Genomic DNA, 26,257 nt, shown 5'->3' on the forward strand with positions numbered 1-26,257 from the left:
CCATCACGGTGAATGTAACGGGCGGTTTAGGCGATTATGAGTATCAGTTAGACAACGGACCGTTCCAAGACAGTAATGTGTTTACAGATGTGAGTGCAGGAAGTCATACCATTACCGTTAGAGATAAAAACGACGGGGGTTGTGATACGGTGATTATCATCAAAACAGCCATCAATTATCCGTTATTCTTTACACCAAATGGGGATGGATATAATGATACATGGAATATTATTGGATTAGGTGACCAACCTAATGCAAAAATTTATATATTTGACCGCTATGGAAAACTACTCAAACAGATTAGTCCAACAAGCAATGGATGGAACGGAACTTTCAACGGACAGCCCGTGCCATCAACAGATTACTGGTTTACAGTAACCTATGAAGAAAACAATCAAACAAAAGAATTTAAAGCACATTTCTCATTAAAACGATAGCACATGAATCTTAAAAAAGGTTATTTACTTTTATTATTAGTATTTACACAATTTTCATATTCTCAAGAAGGTATTGCAGTTTATTCCGATTATTTAACCGATAATTTATATCTGATCCATCCATCAATGGCCGGAGCTGCAAATTGTGCTAAAGTCAGAATGACAGGAAGAAGACAATGGTTTGATCAGGATAATGCCCCTCAATTGAATACGGTAAGTTTTAATGGAAGAGTTGGCGAACAATCCGGTTTAGGGGTTATTTTATTCAGCGACAAGAACGGATACCACTCTCAAAGAGGAGCTAAGTTAACTTATGCACATCACATTATGTTTTCACGTAATGAGATTGATCTTAATCAACTATCTTTTGGTATGAGTGGAGCTTTGGTTCAAAGTCAGTTGGATGAAACCAGCTTCACTGAATTTGATCCCATCATTGGAGGAATTTATCAGAAGGATTCTTATTTCAATGTGGATATTGGAGCATCGTATTATTATTTAGATTTTTATACGCACTTCACTGTTAAAAATGCAATTGCCAATGTTAGAAGAGAAATTTATACCGAATTTGAATCTGATAATTTGAGAAAGTTTTTGTTTAGTGCCGGTTATGTTTTTGGGGATAGTGATAGAATTCAATGGGAACCATCCATCTTATTTCAATTGGTTGAACAAACAAAAGAAAAGTCGATTGATATCAACTTGAAGGCCTATAAAGATTTAGATTTTGGTAAAATATGGGGTGGGTTATCGTACAGAAGAAGTTTTGACGGAGCACAGTATGTAGATGGCAATGCAATCTCTGATCAAAAGTTACAATATATCACTCCTATATTAGGCGTAAATTATAATCAATTTATGTTTGCTTACACCTATTCCTATTTAGCGGGTAATGTGCGTTTTGATAACGCAGGTTTTCACCAGATTACTTTAGGTATTAATCTGTTCTGTAAGCGTGACAAGTTTGAGTGTAATTGTCCTGCAATTAATTAACAATTTTAAAATCCCGATTCATTCGGGATTTTTTATAGCATATAATATGGTTATTAAATCTGTAAACGGAAAGTCACCACAACTACCCTCGGATTGTTTTGTGGCTGAAAATGCGACTATAGTTGGCGATGTAACTTTAGGTGCCTCTTGCAGTGTTTGGTTTAACGCTGTGATTAGAGGTGATGTTCATTTTATTACAATAGGAAATAAAGTAAACATCCAAGATGGTGCTATTATTCATTGTACTTATCAAAAGCATCCTACCATTATTGGAAATAATGTTTCAATAGGGCATAATGCCATTGTTCATGGTTGTACTATTCATGACAATGTTTTAATAGGAATGGGTGCTATTGTGATGGATAATTGTATTGTTGAAAGCAATTCTATTATTGCTGCAGGAGCTGTAGTAACTCAAAACACAGTTGTGGAATCGGGGTCTATTTATGCCGGAGTTCCCGCAAAAAAGGTAAAGGAAATTGATCAATCTGCTTTTAAAGGAGAGATTGAGAGGATCGCAACTAATTATGTGATGTATTCCAGTTGGTTTAAAGAGTAATTAAAACTCTTTGAAAAGCACAGGGAAGTTGTGGTTAACTATTTTGGTTAGCACCTCCGGATTGCTGTTTGTATAGAAAATTTGAGTGCTTTTTTCAGTAGCAGCACTTCCGGTTATTTCTGTAATTATTTTTGCTGTTTGTTTGGCAACTGCTTGTCCTGAATCAATTATTTTAACGCTCTTGGGGAGTATTTTTTTTATTTGCGGAATCAAGTAGGGATAATGACTGCAACCGAGCACTAGGTAGTCTATATTGGCTTCAATCATTGGGTTTAGATAGGTTTCTAACAATTCTTTTATTTCCTTAGAATCTATTTTGCCTTCTTCAATAAGTTGTACTAAACCATATCCTATCTGTTCAATAATTTTTGTGTTTGGATAATTCAATACTGCTTTATGAAATAAGGCACTGTTCAACGTTCCTTTTGTTGCTAATATTCCGATGCTATTTGTTTTGGATTTGTTTGCCGCCGGTTTTATGGCGGGCTCAATGCCGATAAAGGGGACATTATATTTAGCTCTTAAATCTACAATAGCATTTGTGGTTGCTGTGTTACAGGCCACAACTATTACTTTACAGCCCATATCCAGCAGTAATTCAGTATTTTTAAAACTTAGTGATTGAATTTCTTTTTTGCTCTTACTACCATAGGGTGCGTTTTTACTATCAGCCAGATAAATGGTGTTTTCATTTGGAAGTAATTGATGAATTTCTTTCCAAATGGAAGTTCCGCCGATACCGGAATCAAAAAGGCCTATTGGAGCATTATTTGTCATAAAACAAATGTAAAAAAAAACTGCTCAAATGATTGAGCAGTTTACTATGAACTTTACGTTTATTTTAGAAACCTAATTCTTTTTTAACATCCGTAGTTAAATCAGGACCGTCGGCCAATAAAAGTCCAGTAGAATTAATAACATATTGGTATCCTTTTGCTTTTCCTACTTTTTCGATTGCAGCTTTAGCACGATCCATTAATGGTTTCATTAAATCCTCTTCTTTTTGATTTAATTCTTTTTGAGCCGTTTGTCTGTAATCTTGTATTCTTTTTTCCATGTCTTGCACTTCTTTCGCTCTTTCTGTATTTAATTGCTCAGTTACAGTCTCCGCTTCACGGTTGTATTTTTCTAATTTAGATTGGTATTCATCTACCATCGTTTTGAATTCTTTGTCATATGTTTTCTGAAGGTTGTCAAGTTGTTTTTGAGCTTCCATCATCGCAGGCATTTTAGACATAATTTCATTTGTATCTACGTGAGCGATTTTTGCCTGTGCAATAACTTGACTTGTGCTAAATAATAGAGTTGCAGCAATTAGTAAAGTTTTCAATTGTTTCATCATTTCTAAGTTTAATTATTTATTTAATTTTAATCTTTATTTTCGGTATTCTCTTTTGCTTTTTCTTCTCGTGCTTTTTTGGCAGCTTCACGATCTTCTAGTATTTTTTTCTTTCTTTCTTCAATTTCTTTCTTTCTGTCATCAATCAATTTCTGACGGGCTTCTTGTGCTTTTACTTTGTCATCTTCTGCTTTTGTCTTTGCCGCGTCTTTTTCAGGATTCTTTTCAGCTGTAGTTTCCTCTTCTTTTTTAGCCTCGCCTTCTTCCTTATCTGAAGACTTCTCAGAAACCGTGCCACTTTTTTTAGCCTCGCGTTCCTCTAAAAGTTTTTGTCTTCTATCTTCAAATTCTTTGCGTTTTAATTCGGCGGCTGCTTTTCTAAGTTCTGCAATACTATCTCTTGCTGATTTTCTTTCTTCCAGGATTTTTTTGCGTTCTGCTAAAGCCGGATTGTCATCAACAAAATCTTCTTTGCGTTCTTGTTCTTCTAATGCTTTTAATTGTTTGTTGGAAAGTTGCTGTCTTTTTTCAGCTCTAGTAAGTGTCCGAATTACTCGGTCACTCAAATCATGTCTTTTTGCTGCAAAAAGCAATGTCAAATCGGATGATTTGTCTAAAATAAAATCATATTTTTGGGCTTCAGCAATATCTTGTATGGCAGAAAAAACTTGATCTTGTATCGGCTTTACTAAAACCGCTTTTTGTGTCACTAAATCACCCAATGGGCCAAAACGTTTTTGTTGAAACTCAATTAACTCAGTTTCTAAAAAAGCAATTTCTTCTTCTCTTTCTTCAATCAATTCTTTAGTTAAAAGCACTTTTTCAGTTTTCAACGACTCTTTTAGTGTGTTTATTTCGTTCTTTTTAACGTCAATTTCTTGTTTCCACTTTTGGGCTTTCAGCTCTAATTGATTTTTAGCTTCGGTGTAGTCAGGGACATTCTGTAGAATATATTCCATATCAATATATCCGATTTTAACACCTCGAGTTTGTCCATAAACAAATGAGTTTACGGTTAAAAATAAAATTATAAAAAGTAAGTTTTTCATATTCTTTAAATTACATGGTAAATATAACTTAAAATAATAATTAAAATTGTTGTCCAATAATAAAATGTGTCTCCCAACCATTTTTTTGTACCTGACCCGGTAATGCATCAAAACCATGTCCGAAGTCAATTCCTAATAGACCAAAGGCCGGCATGAATACTCTAAGTCCAAAACCTGCGGAACGATTTAAGATAAATGGATTGTAGTTTTTAAAATCAGTATATGAGGCACCGGCTTCTAAAAATGACAATACATAGATTGATGTTGCAGATTTTAAGGTTATTGGATATCTTAATTCCAATGAAAATTTATTATAAATGGTACCTCCATCAACATTAGATAACGATTGGTTAGGATATCCTCTTAATTGAATTATTTCTCTTCCGTCTAAGGCAAAGTTTGCTAATCCATCACCACCTAAAAAGAAACGTTCAAAAGGCACTAAACCTCTGTCGTTATTGTAGGCTCCTAAGAATCCAAACTCTGTATTTGTACGAAGTACTAATGCTTTTTGCGGTGTTCCGGCAATTCGAGTAAACCAATCTGCTTTGAATTTAATTTTATAAAACTCTAACCAATTAAATTTTACTTGATCTACTTTACTTGGATCAGCTGCAGCATCTTGAAAATTTTCTACCCGATTTCCTCTAGTGGTTTGTGTGGGAAGTGCATCAACGAAATCACCTTCTTGAACAAAAACTCCATTGCTGTCAAAATAAGAGCTTCCGGTATGTTTGTATTTATAGGCTTCCTGATTTGGTAAATCAGCATAATCAACACCATTTAACAAAGAATAAGGTGGTGTGAATTTACCACTGATACTAAACTCAGATCCATAAATTGGATAAATTGGGTTAACGCCTTTACTGAATCTGCTTAAGCCGATTGTGTAAGCTAAATTTCTTGACGATCCATTTCCAAATGTAAATAGTCCGGTATTGTAGTTGTTTAGATTATAATATTGAAAACTTAACGATTGCGATAAAACGAAATAATCATCCGGAACTGATAGTTTTTTTGCGATACCAATACTTAACGAGGTGATATCAAAACTTCTTGATCTGTCTACGTCGCGACTAGCAAAATTATTCAAAAATTGTTTACTGTGAGAAATAGAAGTACTCAACTGAATTGGTCTTTTGTTTCCAAACCAAGGTTCGGTAAAAGTCAAACTATAAATTTGAAAAAAGTTACTTGCTTGAAGGCGAAGTGCCATTCTTTGTCCGTCACCCATAGGTAAAGGTTTATATGCCTTTTTATTGAAAATATTTGCAAGAGAAAAGTTATTAAAAGACAATCCTAAAGTTCCAATAAATCCGCCGGCACCATAACCTCCTTGTAATTCGATTTGACTGGCACCTTTTTCCACCAGGTTGTATTCAATATCAACAGTTCCGGCTCCCGGATCCACATTTTTAAATTTAGGGTCAATAGCTTCAGGATCAAAAAATCCTAATTGACCTATTTCACGAATAGTTCTAACTAAATCGTCTTTGCTGTATTTTTGGCCTGGTTTGGTTCTGAGTTCTCTATAAATTACTTTGTCATTTGTTTTGTCATTACCAACAACAGTAATTTTATTGAAATAAGCCAAAGGCCCTTCCATGATTCTAACTTCAAAATCTATGGTATCATTTTTTGTTCTAACTTCAACCGTATTGATAGTTGAGAAAAGATAACCGTTGTTTTGATAAAGGTTAGTAACGTCGAATGCGTCGGGTCTTGTTTTGTCTGCAATCCTTTTTTCTAAAAGTACACCATTATAAACATCCCCTTTTTGAATACCTAGTAATTGCGACAAATTTTCATCTGAATAAATAGTATTACCTAAGAATTTAATGTCTCCAAAATAATATCGATTTCCTTCTTCCACTTTTAAATTGATGGTAACCGTATTGTTTTTAGCATCAAAAGAAACACTGTCAGAAACTACACGTGCATCACGATATCCTTTTTCTTTGTACTTAGATACAATGTTTGTTAAGTCTTCTTTGTATTTGTCCTTTATGAATTTTGAACCTTTCCAAAATCTACCCGGAAACTGAACTTTAGTATTTTTCATTGCTTTTCTAATCTTTCCATCTGAAAGTTTAGAATTGCCATCAACTACGATTTGTTTTACTTTAATTTTTTTACCTCTATCGATGTTCACCACCATTTTCACTTGATTGGTGTCGGTAGTGTCAGGAATCGTGTTAATGGCAACTTTTGTATTATAAAAGCCGTCTTTTTTGTATTTATTTTCAATAAAGTTTCTAGTGTTTGTAATGAAGTTTTCATTTACAACAGTACCTTTAGAAAGTTTAGATTCCTTAATTATGGTTTCAGTTTTCGACTTTTTAAGACCTTGAATTTTAACATCACTAAGTTTTGGAAGTTCATTGATTTCAAGTTCCATAAAAATAGTATCACCTCTCACTTCGGTCATGTATAAATCAATGTCTCCAAAAAGACCCAATTTACCCAATTTTTTTATGGCATTACTTAATTCTTCTCCGGGAACAACAATGCGTTGTCCTTTTTCTAAACCGGCAAAAGTGATAATAGTTTGTTTGTTGAAGCTTAAATTTCCGGTTACTTCAATGTCTCCCAAAATATATTGTGAGCCTCTTTCATAATCGTTTTGTGCTTGTATAGTTCCCAAAAAAATACTACTAAACAGTAGTAGGAGTAGGGATGTATTAAATTTATCTAAAATCACTAATTTATTGTTTAATTTGTTCACTTGTTTTTCCAAATCTTCTTTCTCGGTTTTGATAACTTAAAATGGCTTTGTAGAAATCTTCTTCTAAAAAATCGGGCCATAATACATCAACAAAATAAAGTTCTGCATATGCAATTTGCCATAATAAAAAGTTGCTTATTCTGTGTTCGCCACTGGTTCTAATAAGCAAATCTACATCGGGTAAATTGTGCGTGTAAAGATGTTGATTTATAATTGATTCGTCAATACTTTCTAAAGAAATTATATTATTTTTAACTTTAAGAGCAATGTCTTTAATGGTTGATACCAGCTCTTCTCTTGAACCATAGCTCAATGCTAAGGTTAAGGTCATTGCGGAGTTTTCTTTGGTTATGTTAATAACTTCTAAAAGTTCTCTTTGAGCACCGGTTGGAAGCAAGGCAATTGTTCCAATAGTATTCAACTTTATATTGTTTTTTACTAATGTTGGAAGTTCATTTTTTAACGATTTAATCAATAAATTCATTAAAGTATCTACTTCAACTTTTGGTCTGTTCCAATTTTCTGTAGAAAAAGCATAGAGTGTCAGGTTTTCAATTCCTAGTTTAGCGGAAGCCTCAACTACTTGTCGAACGGCTTTGGTTCCGTTTTCATGACCAAAAACGCGAAGCATCCCTTTTTGTTTAGCCCAACGTCCATTGCCATCCATAATTATGGCGACGTGTTTTGGCAGTTTATCTTTTACTATAGAATTTTCTAAGCTCATTTATTAATTAGGGCAAAAACATGGGTTTTCACCAAAAGTATAAGTTAGTGTTATGCCTGAAAAGACATACCAATCATTACTGTTTAAATTTCCAAATCTCAGATTGCTGTAATCATTATTCTTAGGATTACTTCCATCCAAATTGTCTGTAAAAGTATAGCGAACTCCCGCTTCTATACCTATAACAAAATCATTATTTATTCTACTTTTAACTCCTAAAATAATAGGAATTGAAATACCTCTTTCTTTTGCATCTTCTCTAACAATGCCATCAAAAAAATACAATTCGTTATAACTGTAATAGTTTATACCGGTGGCAATATATGGCGTTGTTTGCGGTTTGAAATGATGCAAATCGAAATCAAAAAAATTAAACTCAAATCCCGCAGACAACTCGTTTATTGTGTTTTCAAACGAATAGCCTCTTTCTCTTCTTCCTGAAGCCTTTGAATCCGCGTCATCTGCCGCTATTTTGCTATGAGTAAAGCTAAATCTATAGGAATGTCTGGTGCTTCGGTTCCATTTATAGATTAAACCTAAAGCCACTTGATTTGGATTAATGAAGTTGGTTTTTCCTATATCGCCAATATAGTTTGAACCGCCTGCAAAAATGCCGACTTCATTAATTTGAGCGTTAGATAAAAGCCCACATGCCAAAAAGATAATCAAAATCAGTACTCTATTCATTGCTTTTGAAATAGCGTGCAAATATAACAATTATGAGAAGTTAACAGCTAAATAATTGGTATAAATCACATATTTATATTCAAAAAAAACGAAATATATAGGATAGTAGTATATGAGTTTGTAAAAGAAGCTGAAATTGAGGTTTAATTTCGCTTGTCTTCACCCCAAAGAAGTTTGTTTCGCAACGTATTTAAGAAGGTTTCGTTTTCAATTTCAACCATATTAATTTTGAAAGGTGTTCTTTTGATTGTCAGTATGGTGTTGTTTGAAAGCGTAGCAATTCTGCTGTCTAACGAAACCAAATAATTCTGCTCGCGTCCGGAAACTTTAATTTTGATTTCGGTTTTGTCAGGAATCACCAAAGGTCTTGCGTTGAGATTGTGAGGTGCAATTGGCGTGATGACTAAACTCTTCACATCGGGAGTAAGAACCGGTCCACCACAACTTAACGAATAACCTGTTGAGCCTGTTGGAGTTGAAATAATCAAACCGTCTGCCCAATAGGAAGTAAGAAATTCACCATTTAAGTAGGTTTCAAGTGTAATCATTGAAGTGGTATCTTTTCTACTGATTGAAATTTCATTCAAGGCAAAATTAATTTCTTTGATACTATTGTTTTTTGGAGAGGTTTCTAAACTAACCAACGTTCTTTTTGAAAGTGTGTATTTTTTATTCAGCACCTGCTGCATAAAAACTTCAATATTTTCTTTTTGAACTTTAGCCAAAAACCCCAATCTTCCGGCATTTACACCCAAAATTGGAATTCCGGTGTTTCTAACATAAGTAACAGCCCTCAATATGGAACCATCACCACCTATACTGAGTAACATATCAAAACTTGCGTCTAAATCAGCATGAGAAGAAAAGGTTTTGTATTCTTTTTTTAAAATGTCTTCTTGGTATAAAACTTTCAAAAATTCGGTTTCAATCACCAATTCCACATCATTTTTATTTAAAAAAACAAAAATATCACGAATAATCGGACGCGTATCGTTTTGATAATATTGACCGTAAATGGCAAATTTCATAGTTTAGATATTAAGATATTTGTCAAGATAATCAGAGCGATCTTTTAGATTTTGAATGTAAAAATCTTCTTGATGATCAGAAACTATTTCATAGGAATACCTGCGGAAGGTTTGAATTATTTCGTTCAAGCTTCCCAAAGTGGTTTTTATAGTAATTTGAACACTGTCGGGCGTAGCTTCAGATAAAAACATTCCTAAGATTTTACCATTGTTGGTTTCCACAATTTGAGCCACTTGACTCATCGAAAAATCTTTTGTCGCTTTTCTGACAATTATAATTCCGCCTTGTTCATTCATAAATGGGGTTTCATGAAAAAATTGAATTATGTCATTCAATTCATAATAGCCAACATATGCATTGGTTTCATCTAAAACAGGAACAATATTGGCATGATTTTGAGCAAAAACTTCCAAAACATCCAGCCATATCATTTGAGTTCTTGCAAAAAAACCTTCTAAAGTATAGCGATAATCCAATATGGTTTTGTTGTTGTCAAAAGTAATCACATCGTCAGCGGCAATATTTCCAATATAAACACCTTCAGAAACAACCGGAAAATGCGAGTAGGTCATGTCTGAAAAAAAATTCTGAACCGAATCAATGGTTTCATTTCCATCAAAAGGTTTGAAGTCGTTGATAATATAATTGGTGATGTCTAGCATTTACTTGTGAATTTTCGTTGCAAAATAATCAAAAAATAGCATATCTAGGCTTGTTTTAGTTTGTATTTTTGCAATCAGTTACTAAAGAAATGGTTTAAAATAATTATAATGACAAAGTTAAGTGTAAATATTAATAAAATTGCTACGTTACGAAATTCTCGTGGTGGAAATGTTCCCAGTGTGACACAAGTGGCTATTGATGTACAAAAATTTGGAGCTCATGGTGTGACTATTCATCCGCGACCCGACGAAAGACATATTCGTTATCAGGATGCCAGAGATTTGAAACCTTTGGTTTACACGGAATTTAATATAGAAGGTAATCCGGTTCAAAAATTTATTGATTTGGTTTTGGAGACTAAGCCAACGCAAGTAACATTGGTTCCTGATGCTGATGATGCATTAACATCAAATGCCGGATGGGATACGATAAAGAATCAATCTTTTTTAACCGAAGTTATTGCCGAATTTAAACGAAATTCTATCCGAACCTCCATTTTTGCTGATCCGGTTTTAGCCATGATTGAAGGAGCAAAAGCTACCGGAACGGACCGTATTGAATTGTATACAGAAAGTTTTGCACATCAGTATGGTTTAGGAAATACAAACGGCATTCAACCTTATGTTGAAGCGGCAAATCTATCCAATCAATTGGGTTTAGGAATTAATGCGGGTCATGATTTGAGTTTGGAAAATATCAAGTTTTTTAAAGAGCATATTCCGAATTTATTGGAGGTTTCAATCGGACATGCTTTAATTTGTGAGTCCCTTTATTTAGGGATTGAAAATGTGGTGAATATGTATTTACATAAATTAAAATAAATAACAATTTTATGTTGTATTCAAAAATTGAAGGCGAAGGTAAGCCGTTGGTCATCCTTCATGGTTTTTTAGGCATGTCTGACAATTGGAAAACATTGGGCACTCAATTTGCCGAACTTGGTTTTGAAACACATATGCTGGATTTGAGAAATCACGGCAGAAGTTTTCATTCAGAGGATTTCAATTATGAAGTCATGGCAAATGATGTTTTGGATTATTGTAAAGACAAGAATATTAGTAGTGCTGTTTTTTTGGGACATTCAATGGGCGGAAAGGTGGTGATGAATTTGGCAACAACTCATCCGGAATTGGTTGAAAAATTAATTGTTGCCGATATTGGCACACGATATTATAAACCCCATCATCAAGAAATTTTGGAAGGTTTAAATGCTGTTGATTTTTCGCAACAACCCAGTAGAAATGAAGTGGAAGACATTCTTAAAAATTATATTCCTGATTTTGGCACGCGTCAGTTTTTAATGAAGAGTTTGTATTGGGAAACCCCGGGTCAATTAGCATTCCGGTTTAATTTGAAAGTTTTTACGACTAAAGTTGAAGAAATTGGCAAAGCTCTTGAAGCACATCAAAAATTTGATAAGCCCACTTTATTTATAAAAGGAGGTCTTTCGAGGTATATTTTGGAAGAAGATTTTGAGTCCATCAGAAATCATTTCCCGATGGCAATATTTCAAACTATTCCAAACGTTGGACATTGGCTTCATGCAGAAAATCCAAAAGCATTTTTTGAAATTGTTAGTGAATTTATTCGTTAATTCATTTTTTTTCTTACTTTTATAATAAAAAACATACCGTATGAATTTAATAATTAGAATTATCGTAACAGCTGCATTGGTTTTACTTTTGGCTCATATTTTGCCGGGAGTTGCGGTTGCAAATTTTATGTCGGCGGTTTTAGTGGCTATAGTTTTGGGGTTATTAAATATTTTTATAAAACCCATTTTAGTGATTTTGACATTACCGATAACCATTCTTACTTTAGGACTTTTCCTTTTGGTAATTAATGCGTTAATCATACAATTTTCAGGCTATATTGTTGGCGGATTCAGCGTGTCCTCTTTTTGGTATGCCATGCTTTTCAGTATTGTTTTATCTGTTGCACAGTCAATTGTTTATAATCTTACAGGAGGAGAAAAGGGGTAGATTTGTCTTATTTCTGAAGTCCTAAAATTCAATTCATTATACTTGTTTGGGTTGCAAAAAAGTTATACTTTTGCAACCCAATTTTAGTATATAATAATAGAAGCAATGAATATTACAAGAACCAATGTTGATGCCCTAAATGCTGTGTTAACCGTTCCGGTTACCAAAGCCGATTATGCAGATAAAGTACAAAAAGTTTTGGCTGATTATCGCAAAAATGCCGCTATTCCCGGGTTTAGAAAAGGAACTGTGCCGATGAGTTTGATTCAAAAACAATACGGTAAAGCAGTATTATTAGAAGAAGTAAACAAAATTTTACAAGAGAAATTAAATTCGTATTTGGTTGAAGAAAAATTGGATATTTTAGGAAATCCACTTCCAAAAGTGACTCAAGATTTTGATTGGGAAACTGAAAATTACAATTTTGATTTTGAATTAGGACTTGCTCCTGAGTTTACGGTTGATCTTGCAGCAAAAAATGCTATCACGAGCTATACAATTATTGCAGATGATAAAATGTTGAACGATCAGGTGGAACGCATTCAAAAACAATACGGAAAATTAATTTCTAAAGAAACTGTTGAAGAAGGTGATGATTTGAATGTGACATTCATCAATGAAGCGAATGGAATTAACAATACTACATCAATTTCATTGGATGTTTTTAAAGACAAAAAAGCGGCAAAGAAATTTATTGGTAAAAAAGTTGGTGATGTAGTTTCAATTGGAACCAAAGGTTTGTTTGATGATGATCACAAACTAATGGATTACTTGAAAGTAGACCATGACTTGGTTCACGGATTAGATGTTGCTATTGATGTAAAAATTGAAGGTATCACAACCAGTGAAAAAGCAGAATTGAATCAAGAATTGTTTGATAAATTATTTGGCGAAGGTGTTGTAACTTCTGTTGAAGAAGTAAAAGCAAAAATTAAAGAAGATGCTGAAAAGCAATTTGTACAACAAGCAGATCAGAAATTTTTGAATGATGTTACAGAATTTTTACTAGAAAGTACAAAATTTGATTTGCCATCAGAGTTTTTGATTAAATGGTTACAAAATTCAGGTGAGCAACCGCTTTCAGAAGCACAAGCCAGAGAAGAATTTGCTAAATCAGAAAAAGGATTGCGTTATCAGTTGATTGAAGGAAAGATTATGGCCGAAAATCAATTGCAAATCACTTTTGAAGATTTAAAAGCATTTACTTCAGAATTAATAAAGAAACAAATGGCACAATTTGGTCAAATGAATCCTACTCAGGAAGATATTGACGGGATAGTAGCACGTGTTTTATCAAATCAAGATGAAACCCGTCGTTTGTCAGAACAAGTGATGAGCGAAAAAATGTTGCAACTTTTCAAAGAAAAAGTAAAAACTAAATCAAAAGAAGTTTCTTACGAACAGTTCGTTAAAGAAATGTATGGCGAATAAGCACTATCAAAAAAAATAGTATCTTTGAGCGTCAAATTTAGGTTTGACGCTTTTTTATTCTGAACTAGTTTCAGAAACGTTTTAAATTTTTAATTTTATAAACCTTAAGTATTTATACTATGAACTTCGGAAAAGAATTTAAAAAATTTGCTACCAAACACCACGGTGTGAATAGCATGTATTATGATAAAATTGTAGGAAGCATGACACCTTATATTATTGAAGAACGCCAGTTGAATGTTTCTCAATTGGATGTTTTTTCAAGGTTAATGATGGATAGAATTATCTTTTTAGGAACAGGTGTTGATGATCATATTGCAAACATTATCCAAGCTCAATTGTTGTTTTTAGAAAGTGTTGATGCTTCAAAAGACATTCAAATTTATATCAATTCTCCCGGTGGAAGTGTTTATGCCGGACTAGGAATTTATGACACCATGCAATATGTTAAGCCTGATGTAGCTACAATTTGTACAGGTATGGCAGCATCTATGGGAGCTGTTTTGTTATGTGCCGGTGCAGCAGGAAAACGTTCTGCATTACCACATTCACGAGTAATGATTCATCAACCATCGGGTGGTGCACAAGGTGTTGCAACTGATATGGAAATCAACTTAAAGGAAATGTTGAAGTTGAAAAATGAATTGTATGAAATCATCGCATTGCATTCAGGGCAAACTATAGAAAAAGTGTATCAGGATTCAGAGCGTGATTATTGGATGATTGCTGATGAAGCAAAGGAATATGGAATGATTGATGAAGTATTAAGAAGAAAATAGTTGTGGCTCGGGTAGTTTAATCAATTACCAAAACCCATAACCGATTACCCAAAAAAAATGGCAAAAGAAATTTTAGAATGTTCCTTCTGCGGAAGAAAAAAACCCGATACCAATCTATTGATTGCCGGAATTGATGCACACATCTGTGATCGTTGCATTGAGCAGGCCCATGGTATTGTTATGGAAGAATTAAAAACATCAAAAACATCCGGAAATTTAGGTGATTTGGTGTTGAAAAAGCCACTTGAAATCAGAACATTTCTTGATCAATATGTAATTGGGCAAGAACAAACAAAAAAAGTTTTGGCAGTTGCAGTTTACAATCACTACAAAAGATTGATGCAAAAGCAAAACGATGAAGAGGTTGAAATTGAAAAAAGCAACATTCTGATGGTTGGAGAAACCGGAACCGGAAAAACATTGGTTGCTAAAACTATTGCAAAGATGTTGAATGTTCCTTTGACTATAGTTGATGCTACCGTTTTAACAGAAGCAGGTTATGTTGGAGAAGATGTTGAAAGCATTCTAACCCGATTGCTTCAAGTTGCCGATTATGATGTAGCAAAAGCGGAACGCGGTATTGTGTTTATTGATGAAATTGATAAAATTGCCAGAAAAAGCGATAATCCATCAATTACTCGAGATGTTTCGGGTGAAGGTGTGCAACAAGCCTTACTTAAATTATTAGAAGGAACGGTGGTAAATGTTCCGCCAAAAGGAGGAAGAAAACATCCGGATCAAAAATTTATTGAGGTGAATACACAAAACATCCTATTCATAGCCGGTGGTGCTTTTGACGGAATTGATAAAGTGATATCAAAACGATTGAACAGACAAGCGGTAGGCTATAGTGCTTCGGCTAATTTGGACAAAATTGACAAGGATAATTTATTGCAGTATATCATACCAAAAGACGTAAAAGATTTTGGTTTGATTCCTGAGATTATTGGTCGATTACCGGTTCTAACGTATATGGATCCTTTGGATAGAGATGCTTTACGAGCTATTTTAACCGAACCAAAAAATGCTTTAATTAAACAATATCAAAAGCTGTTTTTGATGGATGGTGTTACGTTTACCATTGATGAGGAAGCACTCAATTTTATTGTAGAAAAAGCTTTAGAATATAAGTTAGGAGCAAGAGGGCTTCGTTCGCTTTGTGAAGCCATTTTAAACGATGCTATGTTTGAATTACCAAGCAGTGAAGAGAAAGTATTGCATATTGACAAAAGTTATGCAGAACATTCGTTAGATAAAAATTTATTGAAAAGGCTGAAAGCAGTTTCTTAGAAACTTCTATAAAATTAAACTAATCCTGAAATTATTGTTTCAGGATTTTTTTGTTTTAAAATGTTGGGGAGTTGTTCAACATCACATCGGCCAGGGCCACAACCCAGTCGTTTCGGGCCACAAGATAGTAGTGAAGTTACTAGTATCAGGAAAGCAATATAATTTAGCAGTTTTTTCATATCGAAATAATTTGCATGCTTTTCAGTTGTTCGAGATAGGTTCTTTCATTTGATAATCTCGGAATTTTGTGTTGTCCGCCTAACTTGTCATTTTCTTTTAACCAATCATAAAACAAACCTTGTCTGGCAACATTCACTTTAAGTTGATTTAAAGTCATGTTATTGAATCGTTTGGCTTCATAATCCGAATTTACATCCTGAATACATTGATCCAACAAACTACTAAAAAGAGCTAAATCTTTTGGCGGATATTTAAATTCAATCATCCATTCATGAGCACCTTTTTCTCTGTCTTTCATAAAAATGGGAGCAACAGTATAATCTACTACTTCATTTTGAGTAAGTTCACAGGCTTTTGCTAAGGCGTGGTCTGTATTTTCAACCATTAATTCTTCACCAAATACATTAATATGATGTTTGGTTCTTCCCGTAACTCGAATTCGATAAGGATTCAGGGAAGTAAACCTAACCGTGTCTCCGATTGAATAACGCCACAACCCGGAATTGGTGGTGATAATTAAAGCATAATTTTTGTTTAACTCGACTTCTGCCAATCGAATAATTTTTTGATTTGGTTTGCCAAAGGTATCTAACGGAATAAATTCATAGAAAATTCCATAATCCAACATTAGTAAAAGTTCATTGCTGTTGTTTTGGTCTTGAATAGCAAAAAAACCTTCAGATGCATTATAAATTTCGTAATAATTAAAATCTTTTTTCGGGAATAATTTTTTGTATTGATCGCGATAGGGGTCAAAACTTACACCGCCATGAAAATAAACTTCGGCATTTGGCCAAATTTCATTGATGGTATTTTTTCCGGTAACTTCTAATGCTTTATTTAATAAAACCAACATCCATGACGGAACGCCGGCCAAACTGGTAACGTCTTCCTGAATAGTTTCTTCAATAATAGCTTGTAGTTTCACTTCCCAATTTCCCATTAACGAAACACGATTACTTGGTGTGGAGCTGAATTCTGCCCAAATAGGCATGTTGTCAATTAAAATGGCAGATAAATCGCCAAAGAAAGTATTATTATCCTGATACAATTCTTTACTTCCACCCAAACGCAGACTTTTTCCAACAAACAATTTAGAATCTTCATTGTTATTTAAATACAAACTCAACAAATCTTTACTGGCTTTATAGTGGCAATTTTCCAGAGCTTCTGCACTAACGGGAATGAATTTGCTTTTAGCATTGGTAGTGCCGCTTGATTTTGCAAACCATTTTATTTGACTTGGCCAAAAAATGTTTTGCATGCCACAGCGGGTTTGTTCAATCATCGATTCTAATTCTTCATAGCTGGAAACCGGAACGCGATTTGAAAAAGTTTCATACGTTTTAATCGAATGAAAATCATATTGTCTGCCTAAAACGGTATTTTCTGCCGTTTTTATTAAGTTGAATAACAATTCTTCTTGTACCTCATTAGGATATTTAATAAACAATTCAATTTGATGGAATCGTTTTTTTAAAATCCAAGCAGCTATAGAATTTATTATTGGTAGTGGCATTAATTCCGATATTTAAATTGTCATCGTTTGATTTGAATATTGAAAACACAAAACCTAACTTTACGACTTCATCAAAAATAACAAATTTTGTTAAACGATGAAGCTAAATTTTAAAACTTTACAAGCAATGATTTACGAAGGAGTTCTGACAAAAATGCAAACCGAGTTTGGCAACCCCATTCAGTATTATTTAGTTTTTGAAAACAGTTTTTTAAATGTTAATCAACTGCTTGACAAAGAGATTGAAATTTCGTTTCAAGGGTATCAATGTTTGAATTGTGGCAAGAAAAAGAAAATTTTTCGTCAAGGTTTTTGTTATGATTGCTTCATGTCGAGTGCGGCAGTTGGGGATTGGATCATGAAACCCGAACTAAGTACGGCTCATTTAGACATTGAAGATCGTGATTTGACGTATGAAAAGAGAGTGCAATTGCAACCTCATATTGTTTATTTAGCGTTATCAAGTGAAATAAAAGTTGGCGTGACTCGTGGCACACAAGTGCCCACTCGATGGATTGATCAAGGTGCTTCTCAAGCCATTCCTATTGTTGAAGTGCCTAACCGATATTTAGCCGGAATTACAGAAGTTGCTTTAAAAAACAAGTATTCTGACAAAACCAATTGGCAAAAAATGTTGAAAAACGAAGTGGCTCCACTTGATTTAGTTCAAGAAAGATTAAAAGCCCAATCTTTTTTACCCAATGAAGTAATGCCTTATTTTTCGGAAAACAATTCAAAGTTGTATCAACTACATTATCCGGTATTAGAATATCCAAAAAAAGTGACTAGTTTAAATTTGGATAAATCACCCAACTTTCAAGGACGGCTTTCGGGAATTAAAGGTCAATATTTGCTATTTCAGGATGGAACTGTTTTTAATATCAGAACCTTTGAAGGCTATGTTGTAAAATTTCAATTATAAAATTTAAACTACATCGTTTTCGAAATACTTCACACTAATAAAATATAATATTCTTATAAAAGACTGATATTCGTCATGTTTTTTTTCCTTTAACTAGCGGAAATTTGTACCATAATTCAAAACCTCAACATTATGCTACAATTATTCAACTCAGTAAAAGGATTTATGTTATTACTATTTTTAGTAACAACTTCCTTAAGTTTTGCACAGAAAACTTTTCAACTTGATGCAAAACCACAATTAAAAATTTCGGGAACTTCCAGTTTACACGACTGGGATATGGTGTCAGAAATAGCAACAGGTAAACTTGATGCAACTTTTGAAGGCAATAAAATTACAGCCATAAAATCATTGGTTGTTGAAATGCCGGCAGAAAGCATCAAAAGCGGTAAAAACGGAATGGACAAAAATGCTTATAAAGCTTTAAAAACCAATCAATTTAAGACCGTTAAATTTGATTTAAAATCAGCCTCTAAGAATGCCGACGGTACATGGAATTTCACCGGAACATTCGCTATAGCCGGTGTTACAAAATCAGTTACATTAAAAATTAAAGAAACAGCTGTTTCAGGACAATCCGTTTTTGAAGGCACTTATGCTTTTAAATTAACCGATTATGATATTACACCACCAACTGCTTTAATGGGAACCGTAAAAACAGGCAATGATGTAAAAATAAGTTTCACAGTAAAATTCAAATAATTTTCAAAACAACCTCTTAATTAATTTAAAAATGAAAAATTTAATCACAACTGCCTTAGTACTATTTAGTACTTTGGCTATAGCACAAAAACAACAATATCAATTGGATAACTGGCGGCCTTATGATAAAACAGGACTATCCATGTTTGAAGCTCCAAAAGATACCGCTACAACTTTTGATCAAGTAAAAGTTAGAATTGGTGGAGCATTTGCTCTTCAGTATCAAGCATTAGACCATGAAAATAACGCTGATCCGGTTTTGAATGTGAACAATGTGAACACAAATCAATTAACAAATTTAGGAAACAACTTTAACTTAGCTACTGCAAATTTTGATATTGATGTGGCACTTTATGATGGTGTAAATTTACACTTACGTACCTATCTTTCTTCACGTCACCATCCGGAACCTTATGTAAAAGGTGGTTATATTCAATTTGATAAATTAGAATTCATCAGTCCCGGTTTTATGGAAGATGCAATGAAATATTTAACTATCAAAATAGGACATATGGAAAATAATTATGGAGATGCTCATTTCAGACGTTCTGATAATGCTCAAGCTTTATACAATCCATTTGTTGGAAATTATATCATGGATGCTTTTACAACCGAGGTTGGTGCAGAAGTATATTATAGAAGAAATGGTTGGATTGGTATGCTTGGTGCTACAAACGGCAAGTTAAATCAAACAACGAATGCTCCCGGCGTTACAAGTCCTTCCGTAATGGCAAAAATAGGTTATGATAAACAAATTAATGATGATCTTCGATTCCGTTTAACAGGTTCGTTATACAATACAGCCCAATCAGCAAGAACTTATCTTTATGGTGGTGACCGTGCCGGTTCAAGATACTATTTTGTAATGGAAAACACATTGGCTACTTCAGCAGGTAATTACTCTTCAGGGTTGGTAACACCAGGTTTTAATAATGAATTGACCGCAATTATGATTAATCCATTTTTGAAATACAAAGGTTTTGAATTCTTTGGAATGTATGAAACTGTAAGTGGTAAAACTAGAGTGGAAACTGATGAGAGAAACTTTCAACAAATTGGAGCAGAGTTAATTTATCGCTTTGGGAATAACGAAAATCTATATGTTGCAGGTAGATATAATAACGTTTCAGGAGAAACAGTGACCAATGACGATATTGATGTAACTCGATTTAATCTTGGTGCCGGTTGGTTTATGACAAAAAATATCTTAATGAAATTAGAATATGTAAACCAAAAGTATGATGGTTATGCAAAAACTAGTATTTTTAATGAAGGGAAATTTAATGGATTCGTTGCAGAAGCTGTAATTTCCTTCTAATAAAAAACAAAAAAGATGCGTGTTTTTAGTCTAATATTTATGATAACAGTAGCACTGTTTTCAACACCTAAAGATTATCTGTTGGTCAGTACAAAACAGTTTATTGTTAGAGGTACTACTTCAATTGGAGGTTTTGAATGTAATTATGATATGAACGCTAAAGACACGCTGTATTTTAATAAAGCACAAAAGTTAAATAAAATTTCACATTCAATTCCTGTTAAAAAATTTGGTTGCGGAAACTTTATTTTAAACCATGATTTTAGAAAAACACTTAAAGAAAAAGAGTTTCCTCAAATAGAAATTGAATTATCAAACTTTAAAAATCACAATAATCAATATAGCTGCGATCTTATTTTAAAATTGGTTGGAAAACAAAGAGTTTACAAAAACCTTCCTCTGAAAATTAACCAAAACAGATTGCATGGTAACATCATTTTAAACTTTAGTGATTTTGAATTAACACCACCCAAAAAAATGGGAGGAGCAATTAAAGTTGGAGAAGAAATAGAATTATTTATAAATTTATATACCCAATAGTGTTAGTTAGTTTCATAAAAAAACCCAAACGTTTCTTTTTCGTTTGGGTTTTTTGCCTTTCTAATTGTCTTTTTTCTTTTTATTAAGCAAACTATTGAGTCCCTCTTTTACTTTATCTTTCACGGCTTCTTCTGTTTTAGCTTTTACTTCTTCACTTGTTGTTGGTGTAGTTGCTTTAGTTGTATCTCCGGGTTTTGGATTCTGATTTAACAAATTTCCTAAAGCAGATGTTCCCTGATTAATTAGTTTTTGTTTTTGATATTCTACCAATTGATTGGCTAATTTTGTTGTAGCTTGTTTCATATCAGTAGAAATTTTCGGATTTGAAAAATTTCCACCAACCAAAGCATTTATTGGAATATTATCAAGTTTTGAAGCTTCTGCAGGTGTAAGCTTTGAAAGTAAACTAGTTACCTCGCTACCCAAATATTTTGTTGGGACGTCAAACTTAACGTTGTAATTCATTGCTTGGTCAAAACCATGAGAACCACCAACCGTAATTGCTATGTCTTGATATTTGATGTCAAATGGTGCTACATTTACTTTTCCGTCATTAAAAGTTAGTTTAGTTTTTAAATCGTTTAGATTAATTTTATTCAAATCAATAAAACTTATATGACTATCCAAACTACTCAAAAGGGTTGAATTTGAAGCATTTATTGTTGTAGAAAGTAATTGTCCAATTAAATCACCGGTAATGGTTTTTAAATCAGGAGTCAATTCAATAGGGTCTAAACTTCCTGATAAATTAATGGTAGAATTTAGTTTTCCGTTGATTGTGTTTGCAATAGGAGCAATGTTTTTCATCATGTCTAACATGGTGAAAGTTTCAGAAATGTTTACCTGCTTCATATCTAACCCCATAGTGAAAGTTGGTGTTTTAGTTTTGGTTGAAACCGTTCCGTTTACTCCAATTTGACCACCGAAAATAGAGGTTTTTAGATTTTCTAATGTAACTTTTTCATCTTTAATAATTATTTTTCCTGAAACATCTTTTAAGGTTAAATTGTCATATAAAACAGTTCCGGCAGTAGCGGTTAAACTGCAATCTAAAAAAGCCGGTATTTTCATAGCTTCACTAGGTTTTTCTCCTTCTTTTGTAGGTTCGGATGCAGTCATAAAATCAGCCACTGCAAATTGATTTGAAACCAAATTGAAGTTTCCTTTTAAATTTTTATCGTTAAATAAATAACCATAAAAATTTTCAATAATTCCGGTGATTTTTAAATCACTTTTTCCGGTTTTAGCATCAAACTTTTGAAGATTTAAGGTGCTGGGGTTGAACTGAACGATGGCTTCATTGATGTCCATTCCTTTTCCGGCATCATCAGTATATTTAAACCCTGTTACACTAACCAAACCGGCACTTTGAATGTTTTGGTAATTTTCTTTTTCAACCGATTGCATATCAAATTTAGTGGTAACATCAGCCTTTAAAATTCCTGTTAATGGTTTGTCCAATTTAATTGGATATGCTTTTGATAAATTTGATAAATTGATAGTTCCTTTTAAATCAGCATCTACTAAAGCATTTTCTGTTATGTTTTTAATGGTAGCTTTTGTGGTGAATACATCTTGATCAATTTTAAAAGATAGATTGTCAATGTTGACATAGGTATCGTTTAAAACGCCGGTTTCGTTTTTAATTTTTGTGTCAATCACAATGTTTTCAACTGTTTTTGGCAAATCAGGATATTTAAAAGAAGCATTATTAGAAGCAATTAACAGTTCAAAAGTTGGAATTGTTGTTTCAGAATAAAGTCCTTTTGCAAATCCTTTTATTTCAAAATCGCCAGATGTTTTGATTTTATCCAAGTCACCTTTGTAAGCCGATGGAATTAACCCCAAGAAGTTTTTAAATGATGAGGTTGGTGTGAAAAAAGTCAAATCATAATTTTGTCCGGCTTCAACTAATTGAATAAAACCTTTAAATTCTAGTGGTAATTGGTTAATTAAAGCTTTGTTGTCTTTAAATTCATATTTGCTATTTTCTAAATCAATTCCTAAAATGGCATCAAGATTTAAAGCGACGTTGTTCATGTAGTTGGTTTTGTCCATATCAAGAGACAAATTGGCTTTGGTAAAAGTAGCTAAATCTAACTTTGATTCGGCAAAATTTCCTTTTCCAGTGTGTTCAATTTGGTCAATAACCATTTTTATTTTTGAACTTTCATCAAAATAAACAAACTTCAAATTTTCAATTGTATAGTTCTGAATGTTTAAAGCAAAGGGTTTATTTTCATTGGCCTCATTCTCTTTTTCATCTTTTATTGCAATGTCAAAATTTCCAATGCCGTCTTTGTTAAACAGAATATTCACCAATCCGTTTTTACTCGAAAAAGATTCAATTTCCATTGCTTCACCATCCGATTTAAAAAGTTCTTTTACTGACATTCGTAAATTTACTTCTCCAGAATAGAACAAGGTGTCTCCCGCAAAAGGAGCTTTGTTGATTAAACTTAATTGGTCGATGGTGACATTTGCCTTTGGAAAACTTTTAAACAAACTGACGCTAACATCTTCAAATGCAACAGTTGCATCTACTTTTTCATTAATTGATTTTAAAACCAATTCTTTGATTTTGTTTTTAAACAAAAATGGAGTGGCAGCCAAAGCAATTATAGCTACTACTAAAAAAATTCCGAAACCTTTTAAAACTTTTTTTAACATGAGTTCATTTTTTTATTGGGGTACTTTACTTTATTAATCTAAAACTAATTCTTCGCCTCTTTTCAAATTAAAACGTTTTTGAAACATAAATACTACTGCATACAAAATGGGAGTATCTAATGCTGCAATAATTACTTTAAATAGAAAACCACTTATCAGTAATCCGTTGAACATTTCCCACGGAAGAATCTTGAAGTTACATAGCAAAAATAATACCGCAAATGTATCTACAAATTGCGATGTAAACGTGGAAAAGTTGTTTCTTAACCATAACATCTTTCCATTTGTAATTCGCTTCCAAAAATGAAAAATATAAATATCAATATATTGTGCCGCCAAATAAGCAATCATTGAGGCTAAAACGGCTAAAGCAGTTTGACCAAATACTTTTGAAAAAAGCACATCTGAAACCGGGGAATTTTCAATGGCCGGAACAGCATTGGCAACATAAATAATTCCTAATGAAAAAACTGAGGCAAAAATCCCCATCGTTACCACTTGATTGGCTTTTTTCTTTCCGTAAATTTCAGAGATGATGTCGGTAATTAAAAAGGTGATGGGGTAGGGTAAAATCCCTACCGAAATTTCAAATCTATACCATCCGAAAAAATCCCAATAAAAAAATTTCTGAAAAATTAAATTTGATACAACTAGTGAAGCAATAAACAAAGCTCCAAGAATCAGATAAATTTTGAAAGCAAGCAATCGGTCTTTCGTTTCCAATCTTTTTTTTAACAAATTTAATAAAATACGTTGTTTCTGAAGTTAATGAAAAATTAAAAAATAGTTCATTTCAAAAAAAAACCTCTTGTCAATTTTGGTTGCAAGAGGTTTGTTTAATTTTGTTCAAATATTATTTTATTCTTATTTCATAAGGCATCATGGCTTGAACGCCTTTTTGCTGACTCACTTTTTTAATTTGTTGTAAGGTTTGATAAGCTTCAATGCCAATTTCTTCACGAATATAGGCCTCTTTTGATTTTGCAAAAGGCAACGAATTGGAATCACTTAAAAAGTCCATAAAGTTTTTATCAAATTCAGGTAAGTTTTGAACTTTATATTTTTTGATTTTAGCCAATTTTGCAGCTTCTGCTAAAGCATTGTCCAATCCGCCTAGTTGATCAACTAAACCAAGTTCCAGTGCTTCTGTTCCGGTCCAAACTCTTCCTTGAGCAATTTCATCCACTTGAGCAAAAGTCATTTTTCTGCCTACGGCAACACGCGTCACAAATGTGGAATATATGTTTTCTATGCTTTCCGTAATTGTGGCTTTTAATGTTGGATCTAATGGCTTGAACACACTATATTCTGCGGCATTATCATGTGTTTTGATGATACTGGTGTTTATTCCGATTTTTTTAGAAAGTTCAGTCATGTTCGGAATTGCCCCAAAAACCCCAATCGATCCGGTTATGGTTGTTGGTTCTGCAATAATTTTATCAGCATTACAAGCGATATAATAACCTCCTGAGGCTGCCACATTGCCCATTGAAACTACTACAGGTTTTGCTTTTTTGGTTATTTCAATTTCTCTCCAAATTAATTCGGAAGTTAATGCACTTCCACCCGGACTATCAATTCGAAGCACAATGGCTTTTATATTTTCATCTTTTCTGGCTTCAATTAATGCTTTTCTCATGGCACCTTCACCAATAATAGTTACATCGCCATCACCTCCCATAATTTCTCCCTGAGCATAAATAACTGCAATTTTGTCTTTGGTGCTTACTTTTGACGGTTTAGTCAGAAAGTTTTGAGCATAATCAGCAATTTCAATGCTTTTATAATCTTCATCAAAATCAACTTTAAGAGCAGTTCGAATCCCGTCGTGGTATTCGTCTTCATAACCAATTTTATCAATTAATTTTGAAGATAATGCCAATTCAGGTGTTCTTGCGGATAGGTTAGTTGCAATACTGTTTAAACTATCAACACTAATTTTTCTACTTTTTGAAATGTCTTCCACGATACTAGTCCACACAGAATTCAACAACGAAGTCATTTGCTCTCTGTTTTCTTCACTGATTTCATTTTCTAAAAAAGGTTCCACCGCACTTTTGTATTTTCCATGACGAATAACCTCCATTTTCACACCTGATTTTTCTTGTAAGTCTTTAAAAAATAATATTTCAGAAGACAAGCCTTTGAATTCCATTTCTCCCACAGGATTTAAATATATCGTGTCAGCAACTGAATTCAAATAATAATCACGTTGGGTTAAATAGTTGGAATAAGCCACAACAAACTTTCCTGATTTTTTAAAATCAATTAATTTTTCACGCAATGATTTTGACTGGGCTAGACCTAATGATGAAAAGTTGTTTAAAATTGAAATTCCTTTAATTTTATCATCATTTTTAGCATGTTCAATAGCATTGATAACATCGGAAAATCCAACTTCAGTGTTTTTTGATAGAAATGTCACTAACGGGTCCGAATATTTTCCTTTGTAGTCAAGATAGATGTTTTCTAAATTCAGTTCAATCACTGAGTTTTTCTCTACTTTAACAATATCTGAATCACCACTTCCAAAGATGGCTCCTAGTAAGATAAACCCAAAGAAAACCAGCATCATAAAAACAAAAATTCCTATAACAGTAGCAATAATATTTCCTAAAAATTTCATAGTCTTTTAATTTACTTTAATAATATGTTAGTAGTCAGATTTTAGTTTACGTTACAAACTATTTTTAATTTTTTTAAATTTCCGATTTGCAAA

Annotated in this window: 26 protein-coding genes; 13 read left to right on the forward strand and 13 right to left on the reverse strand. The window is 33.1% G+C overall.

The window, feature by feature from the left end:
* The 3 genes from IEV15_RS00005 to IEV15_RS00015 form a co-directional block, all read left to right on the forward strand.
* Window positions 1-437 (forward strand): T9SS type B sorting domain-containing protein (locus tag IEV15_RS00005; protein WP_188360447.1); only part of this gene is annotated, 437 nt, incomplete at its 5' end.
* A 3-nt stretch (window positions 438-440) separates the two neighbouring features.
* A complete protein-coding gene (locus IEV15_RS00010; RefSeq protein WP_188360448.1) occupies window positions 441-1,430 on the forward strand; it encodes a PorP/SprF family type IX secretion system membrane protein in 990 nt (329 codons plus the stop codon).
* Window positions 1,431-1,476: 46 nt separating this feature from the next.
* Window positions 1,477-1,989 carry a gamma carbonic anhydrase family protein gene (locus IEV15_RS00015; RefSeq protein WP_188360449.1) on the forward strand — a complete coding sequence of 171 codons (513 nt, stop codon included), beginning with the start codon at window positions 1,477-1,479 and terminating at the stop codon, window positions 1,987-1,989.
* Here IEV15_RS00015 and murI read toward each other — a convergent pair whose 3' ends face one another.
* The 8 genes from murI to IEV15_RS00055 form a co-directional block, all read right to left on the reverse strand.
* Window positions 1,990-2,766: a glutamate racemase gene (gene murI, locus IEV15_RS00020; RefSeq protein WP_188360450.1), complete on the reverse strand. Its 777-nt coding sequence runs from the start codon at window positions 2,764-2,766 to the stop codon at window positions 1,990-1,992.
* A gap of 64 nt (window positions 2,767-2,830) precedes the next feature.
* On the reverse strand, window positions 2,831-3,328 hold the full coding sequence (locus IEV15_RS00025; protein WP_188360451.1) for an OmpH/Skp family outer membrane protein: 498 nt from the start codon (window positions 3,326-3,328) through the stop codon (window positions 2,831-2,833).
* Between the two features lie 29 nt (window positions 3,329-3,357).
* Window positions 3,358-4,377, reverse strand: coding sequence for an OmpH/Skp family outer membrane protein (locus tag IEV15_RS00030; protein ID WP_188360452.1), 1,020 nt, complete (start codon window positions 4,375-4,377; stop codon window positions 3,358-3,360).
* Between the two features lie 40 nt (window positions 4,378-4,417).
* Entirely contained in the window at window positions 4,418-7,102 is a 2,685-nt protein-coding gene (bamA, locus tag IEV15_RS00035) for an outer membrane protein assembly factor BamA (protein WP_229734060.1), read from the reverse strand.
* On the reverse strand, window positions 7,083-7,826 hold the full coding sequence (uppS, locus tag IEV15_RS00040; RefSeq protein WP_188360454.1) for an undecaprenyl pyrophosphate synthase: 744 nt from the start codon (window positions 7,824-7,826) through the stop codon (window positions 7,083-7,085). The genes bamA and uppS overlap by 20 nt, the downstream gene beginning before the upstream one ends.
* A 3-nt stretch (window positions 7,827-7,829) precedes the next feature.
* A complete protein-coding gene (gene porG / locus IEV15_RS00045) occupies window positions 7,830-8,513 on the reverse strand; it encodes a type IX secretion system protein PorG (RefSeq protein WP_188360455.1) in 684 nt (227 codons plus the stop codon).
* Window positions 8,514-8,656: 143 nt separating this feature from the next.
* Window positions 8,657-9,541: an NAD kinase gene (locus IEV15_RS00050; protein ID WP_188360456.1), complete on the reverse strand. Its 885-nt coding sequence runs from the start codon at window positions 9,539-9,541 to the stop codon at window positions 8,657-8,659.
* A 3-nt stretch (window positions 9,542-9,544) separates the two neighbouring features.
* On the reverse strand, window positions 9,545-10,204 hold the full coding sequence (locus tag IEV15_RS00055) for a CBS domain-containing protein (RefSeq protein WP_188360457.1): 660 nt from the start codon (window positions 10,202-10,204) through the stop codon (window positions 9,545-9,547).
* A 108-nt stretch (window positions 10,205-10,312) separates the two neighbouring features.
* Between IEV15_RS00055 and IEV15_RS00060 the strand changes: the two genes are divergently transcribed.
* The 6 genes from IEV15_RS00060 to clpX all read left to right on the forward strand — a co-directional run bounded on the left by IEV15_RS00060 (window position 10,313) and on the right by clpX (window position 15,687).
* Window positions 10,313-11,026 (forward strand): pyridoxine 5'-phosphate synthase, encoded by a 714-nt coding sequence (locus IEV15_RS00060; RefSeq protein ID WP_188360458.1) that lies wholly within the window; start codon window positions 10,313-10,315, stop codon window positions 11,024-11,026.
* An 11-nt stretch (window positions 11,027-11,037) separates the two neighbouring features.
* Window positions 11,038-11,799 (forward strand): alpha/beta fold hydrolase, encoded by a 762-nt coding sequence (locus tag IEV15_RS00065; RefSeq protein WP_188360459.1) that lies wholly within the window; start codon window positions 11,038-11,040, stop codon window positions 11,797-11,799.
* Between the two features lie 40 nt (window positions 11,800-11,839).
* Window positions 11,840-12,187, forward strand: coding sequence for a phage holin family protein (locus IEV15_RS00070; RefSeq protein ID WP_188360460.1), 348 nt, complete (start codon window positions 11,840-11,842; stop codon window positions 12,185-12,187).
* A gap of 105 nt (window positions 12,188-12,292) precedes the next feature.
* A complete protein-coding gene (tig, locus tag IEV15_RS00075; protein ID WP_188360461.1) occupies window positions 12,293-13,618 on the forward strand; it encodes a trigger factor in 1,326 nt (441 codons plus the stop codon).
* Window positions 13,619-13,737: 119 nt separating this feature from the next.
* Window positions 13,738-14,397: an ATP-dependent Clp endopeptidase proteolytic subunit ClpP gene (gene clpP, locus IEV15_RS00080; RefSeq protein WP_188360462.1), complete on the forward strand. Its 660-nt coding sequence runs from the start codon at window positions 13,738-13,740 to the stop codon at window positions 14,395-14,397.
* Between the two features lie 57 nt (window positions 14,398-14,454).
* Complete coding sequence (clpX, locus tag IEV15_RS00085) at window positions 14,455-15,687, forward strand: ATP-dependent Clp protease ATP-binding subunit ClpX (RefSeq protein WP_188360463.1); 1,233 nt, start codon at window positions 14,455-14,457, stop codon at window positions 15,685-15,687.
* Window positions 15,688-15,701: 14 nt separating this feature from the next.
* Here clpX and IEV15_RS00090 read toward each other — a convergent pair whose 3' ends face one another.
* Complete coding sequence (locus IEV15_RS00090; protein ID WP_188360464.1) at window positions 15,702-15,866, reverse strand: hypothetical protein; 165 nt, start codon at window positions 15,864-15,866, stop codon at window positions 15,702-15,704.
* On the reverse strand, window positions 15,863-17,386 hold the full coding sequence (locus tag IEV15_RS00095; RefSeq protein ID WP_188360465.1) for a GH3 auxin-responsive promoter family protein: 1,524 nt from the start codon (window positions 17,384-17,386) through the stop codon (window positions 15,863-15,865). Before IEV15_RS00095 ends, IEV15_RS00090 begins: the two co-directional genes overlap by 4 nt.
* 127 nt (window positions 17,387-17,513) lie before the next feature.
* Here IEV15_RS00095 and IEV15_RS00100 point away from each other — a divergent pair, with 127 nt between their 5' ends.
* The 4 genes from IEV15_RS00100 (at window position 17,514) to IEV15_RS00115 (ending at window position 20,868) form a co-directional block, all read left to right on the forward strand.
* Window positions 17,514-18,308, forward strand: a complete 795-nt coding sequence (locus tag IEV15_RS00100) for a DUF2797 domain-containing protein (protein ID WP_188360466.1) — start codon at window positions 17,514-17,516, stop codon at window positions 18,306-18,308.
* Between the two features lie 132 nt (window positions 18,309-18,440).
* Complete coding sequence (locus tag IEV15_RS00105) at window positions 18,441-19,010, forward strand: YceI family protein (protein WP_229734061.1); 570 nt, start codon at window positions 18,441-18,443, stop codon at window positions 19,008-19,010.
* 31 nt (window positions 19,011-19,041) lie between these two features.
* The gene (locus IEV15_RS00110) at window positions 19,042-20,328 is read left to right on the forward strand and encodes a hypothetical protein (protein ID WP_188360467.1); all 1,287 of its coding nucleotides are present in this window, start codon (window positions 19,042-19,044) and stop codon (window positions 20,326-20,328) included.
* A 15-nt stretch (window positions 20,329-20,343) separates the two neighbouring features.
* A complete protein-coding gene (locus IEV15_RS00115; protein WP_188360468.1) occupies window positions 20,344-20,868 on the forward strand; it encodes a YceI family protein in 525 nt (174 codons plus the stop codon).
* 60 nt (window positions 20,869-20,928) lie between these two features.
* Here IEV15_RS00115 and IEV15_RS00120 read toward each other — a convergent pair whose 3' ends face one another.
* From IEV15_RS00120 to sppA, 3 genes are all read right to left on the reverse strand, one after another.
* The gene (locus tag IEV15_RS00120) at window positions 20,929-23,538 is read right to left on the reverse strand and encodes an AsmA-like C-terminal region-containing protein (protein WP_188360469.1); all 2,610 of its coding nucleotides are present in this window, start codon (window positions 23,536-23,538) and stop codon (window positions 20,929-20,931) included.
* A gap of 33 nt (window positions 23,539-23,571) precedes the next feature.
* Window positions 23,572-24,276 (reverse strand): queuosine precursor transporter, encoded by a 705-nt coding sequence (locus IEV15_RS00125; RefSeq protein ID WP_229734062.1) that lies wholly within the window; start codon window positions 24,274-24,276, stop codon window positions 23,572-23,574.
* Between the two features lie 115 nt (window positions 24,277-24,391).
* Entirely contained in the window at window positions 24,392-26,164 is a 1,773-nt protein-coding gene (sppA, locus tag IEV15_RS00130) for a signal peptide peptidase SppA (RefSeq protein WP_188360470.1), read from the reverse strand.
* Between the last annotated feature and the right edge of the window lie 93 nt (window positions 26,165-26,257).

Source organism: Flavobacterium orientale (assembly GCF_014638005.1).
Classification (GTDB): Bacteria; Bacteroidota; Bacteroidia; order Flavobacteriales; family Flavobacteriaceae; genus Flavobacterium; species Flavobacterium orientale.

Coding starts and splice junctions, on each gene's coding strand:
- uppS (WP_188360454.1), bottom strand. CDS start 7,826: ATGAGCTTAGAAAATTCTATAGTAAAAGATAAACTGCCAAAACACGTC.
- IEV15_RS00115 (WP_188360468.1), top strand. CDS start 20,344: ATGCGTGTTTTTAGTCTAATATTTATGATAACAGTAGCACTGTTTTCA.
- IEV15_RS00055 (WP_188360457.1), bottom strand. CDS start 10,204: ATGCTAGACATCACCAATTATATTATCAACGACTTCAAACCTTTTGAT.
- IEV15_RS00065 (WP_188360459.1), top strand. CDS start 11,038: ATGTTGTATTCAAAAATTGAAGGCGAAGGTAAGCCGTTGGTCATCCTT.
- IEV15_RS00100 (WP_188360466.1), top strand. CDS start 17,514: ATGATTTACGAAGGAGTTCTGACAAAAATGCAAACCGAGTTTGGCAAC.
- murI (WP_188360450.1), bottom strand. CDS start 2,766: ATGACAAATAATGCTCCAATAGGCCTTTTTGATTCCGGTATCGGCGGA.
- IEV15_RS00030 (WP_188360452.1), bottom strand. CDS start 4,377: ATGAAAAACTTACTTTTTATAATTTTATTTTTAACCGTAAACTCATTT.
- IEV15_RS00120 (WP_188360469.1), bottom strand. CDS start 23,538: ATGTTAAAAAAAGTTTTAAAAGGTTTCGGAATTTTTTTAGTAGTAGCT.
- clpP (WP_188360462.1), top strand. CDS start 13,738: ATGAACTTCGGAAAAGAATTTAAAAAATTTGCTACCAAACACCACGGT.
- clpX (WP_188360463.1), top strand. CDS start 14,455: ATGGCAAAAGAAATTTTAGAATGTTCCTTCTGCGGAAGAAAAAAACCC.
- tig (WP_188360461.1), top strand. CDS start 12,293: ATGAATATTACAAGAACCAATGTTGATGCCCTAAATGCTGTGTTAACC.
- IEV15_RS00010 (WP_188360448.1), top strand. CDS start 441: ATGAATCTTAAAAAAGGTTATTTACTTTTATTATTAGTATTTACACAA.
- porG (WP_188360455.1), bottom strand. CDS start 8,513: ATGAATAGAGTACTGATTTTGATTATCTTTTTGGCATGTGGGCTTTTA.
- IEV15_RS00110 (WP_188360467.1), top strand. CDS start 19,042: ATGAAAAATTTAATCACAACTGCCTTAGTACTATTTAGTACTTTGGCT.
- IEV15_RS00025 (WP_188360451.1), bottom strand. CDS start 3,328: ATGAAACAATTGAAAACTTTACTAATTGCTGCAACTCTATTATTTAGC.
- IEV15_RS00090 (WP_188360464.1), bottom strand. CDS start 15,866: ATGAAAAAACTGCTAAATTATATTGCTTTCCTGATACTAGTAACTTCA.
- IEV15_RS00105 (WP_229734061.1), top strand. CDS start 18,441: ATGCTACAATTATTCAACTCAGTAAAAGGATTTATGTTATTACTATTT.
- IEV15_RS00060 (WP_188360458.1), top strand. CDS start 10,313: ATGACAAAGTTAAGTGTAAATATTAATAAAATTGCTACGTTACGAAAT.
- IEV15_RS00070 (WP_188360460.1), top strand. CDS start 11,840: ATGAATTTAATAATTAGAATTATCGTAACAGCTGCATTGGTTTTACTT.
- sppA (WP_188360470.1), bottom strand. CDS start 26,164: ATGAAATTTTTAGGAAATATTATTGCTACTGTTATAGGAATTTTTGTT.
- IEV15_RS00015 (WP_188360449.1), top strand. CDS start 1,477: ATGGTTATTAAATCTGTAAACGGAAAGTCACCACAACTACCCTCGGAT.
- IEV15_RS00095 (WP_188360465.1), bottom strand. CDS start 17,386: ATGCCACTACCAATAATAAATTCTATAGCTGCTTGGATTTTAAAAAAA.
- IEV15_RS00050 (WP_188360456.1), bottom strand. CDS start 9,541: ATGAAATTTGCCATTTACGGTCAATATTATCAAAACGATACGCGTCCG.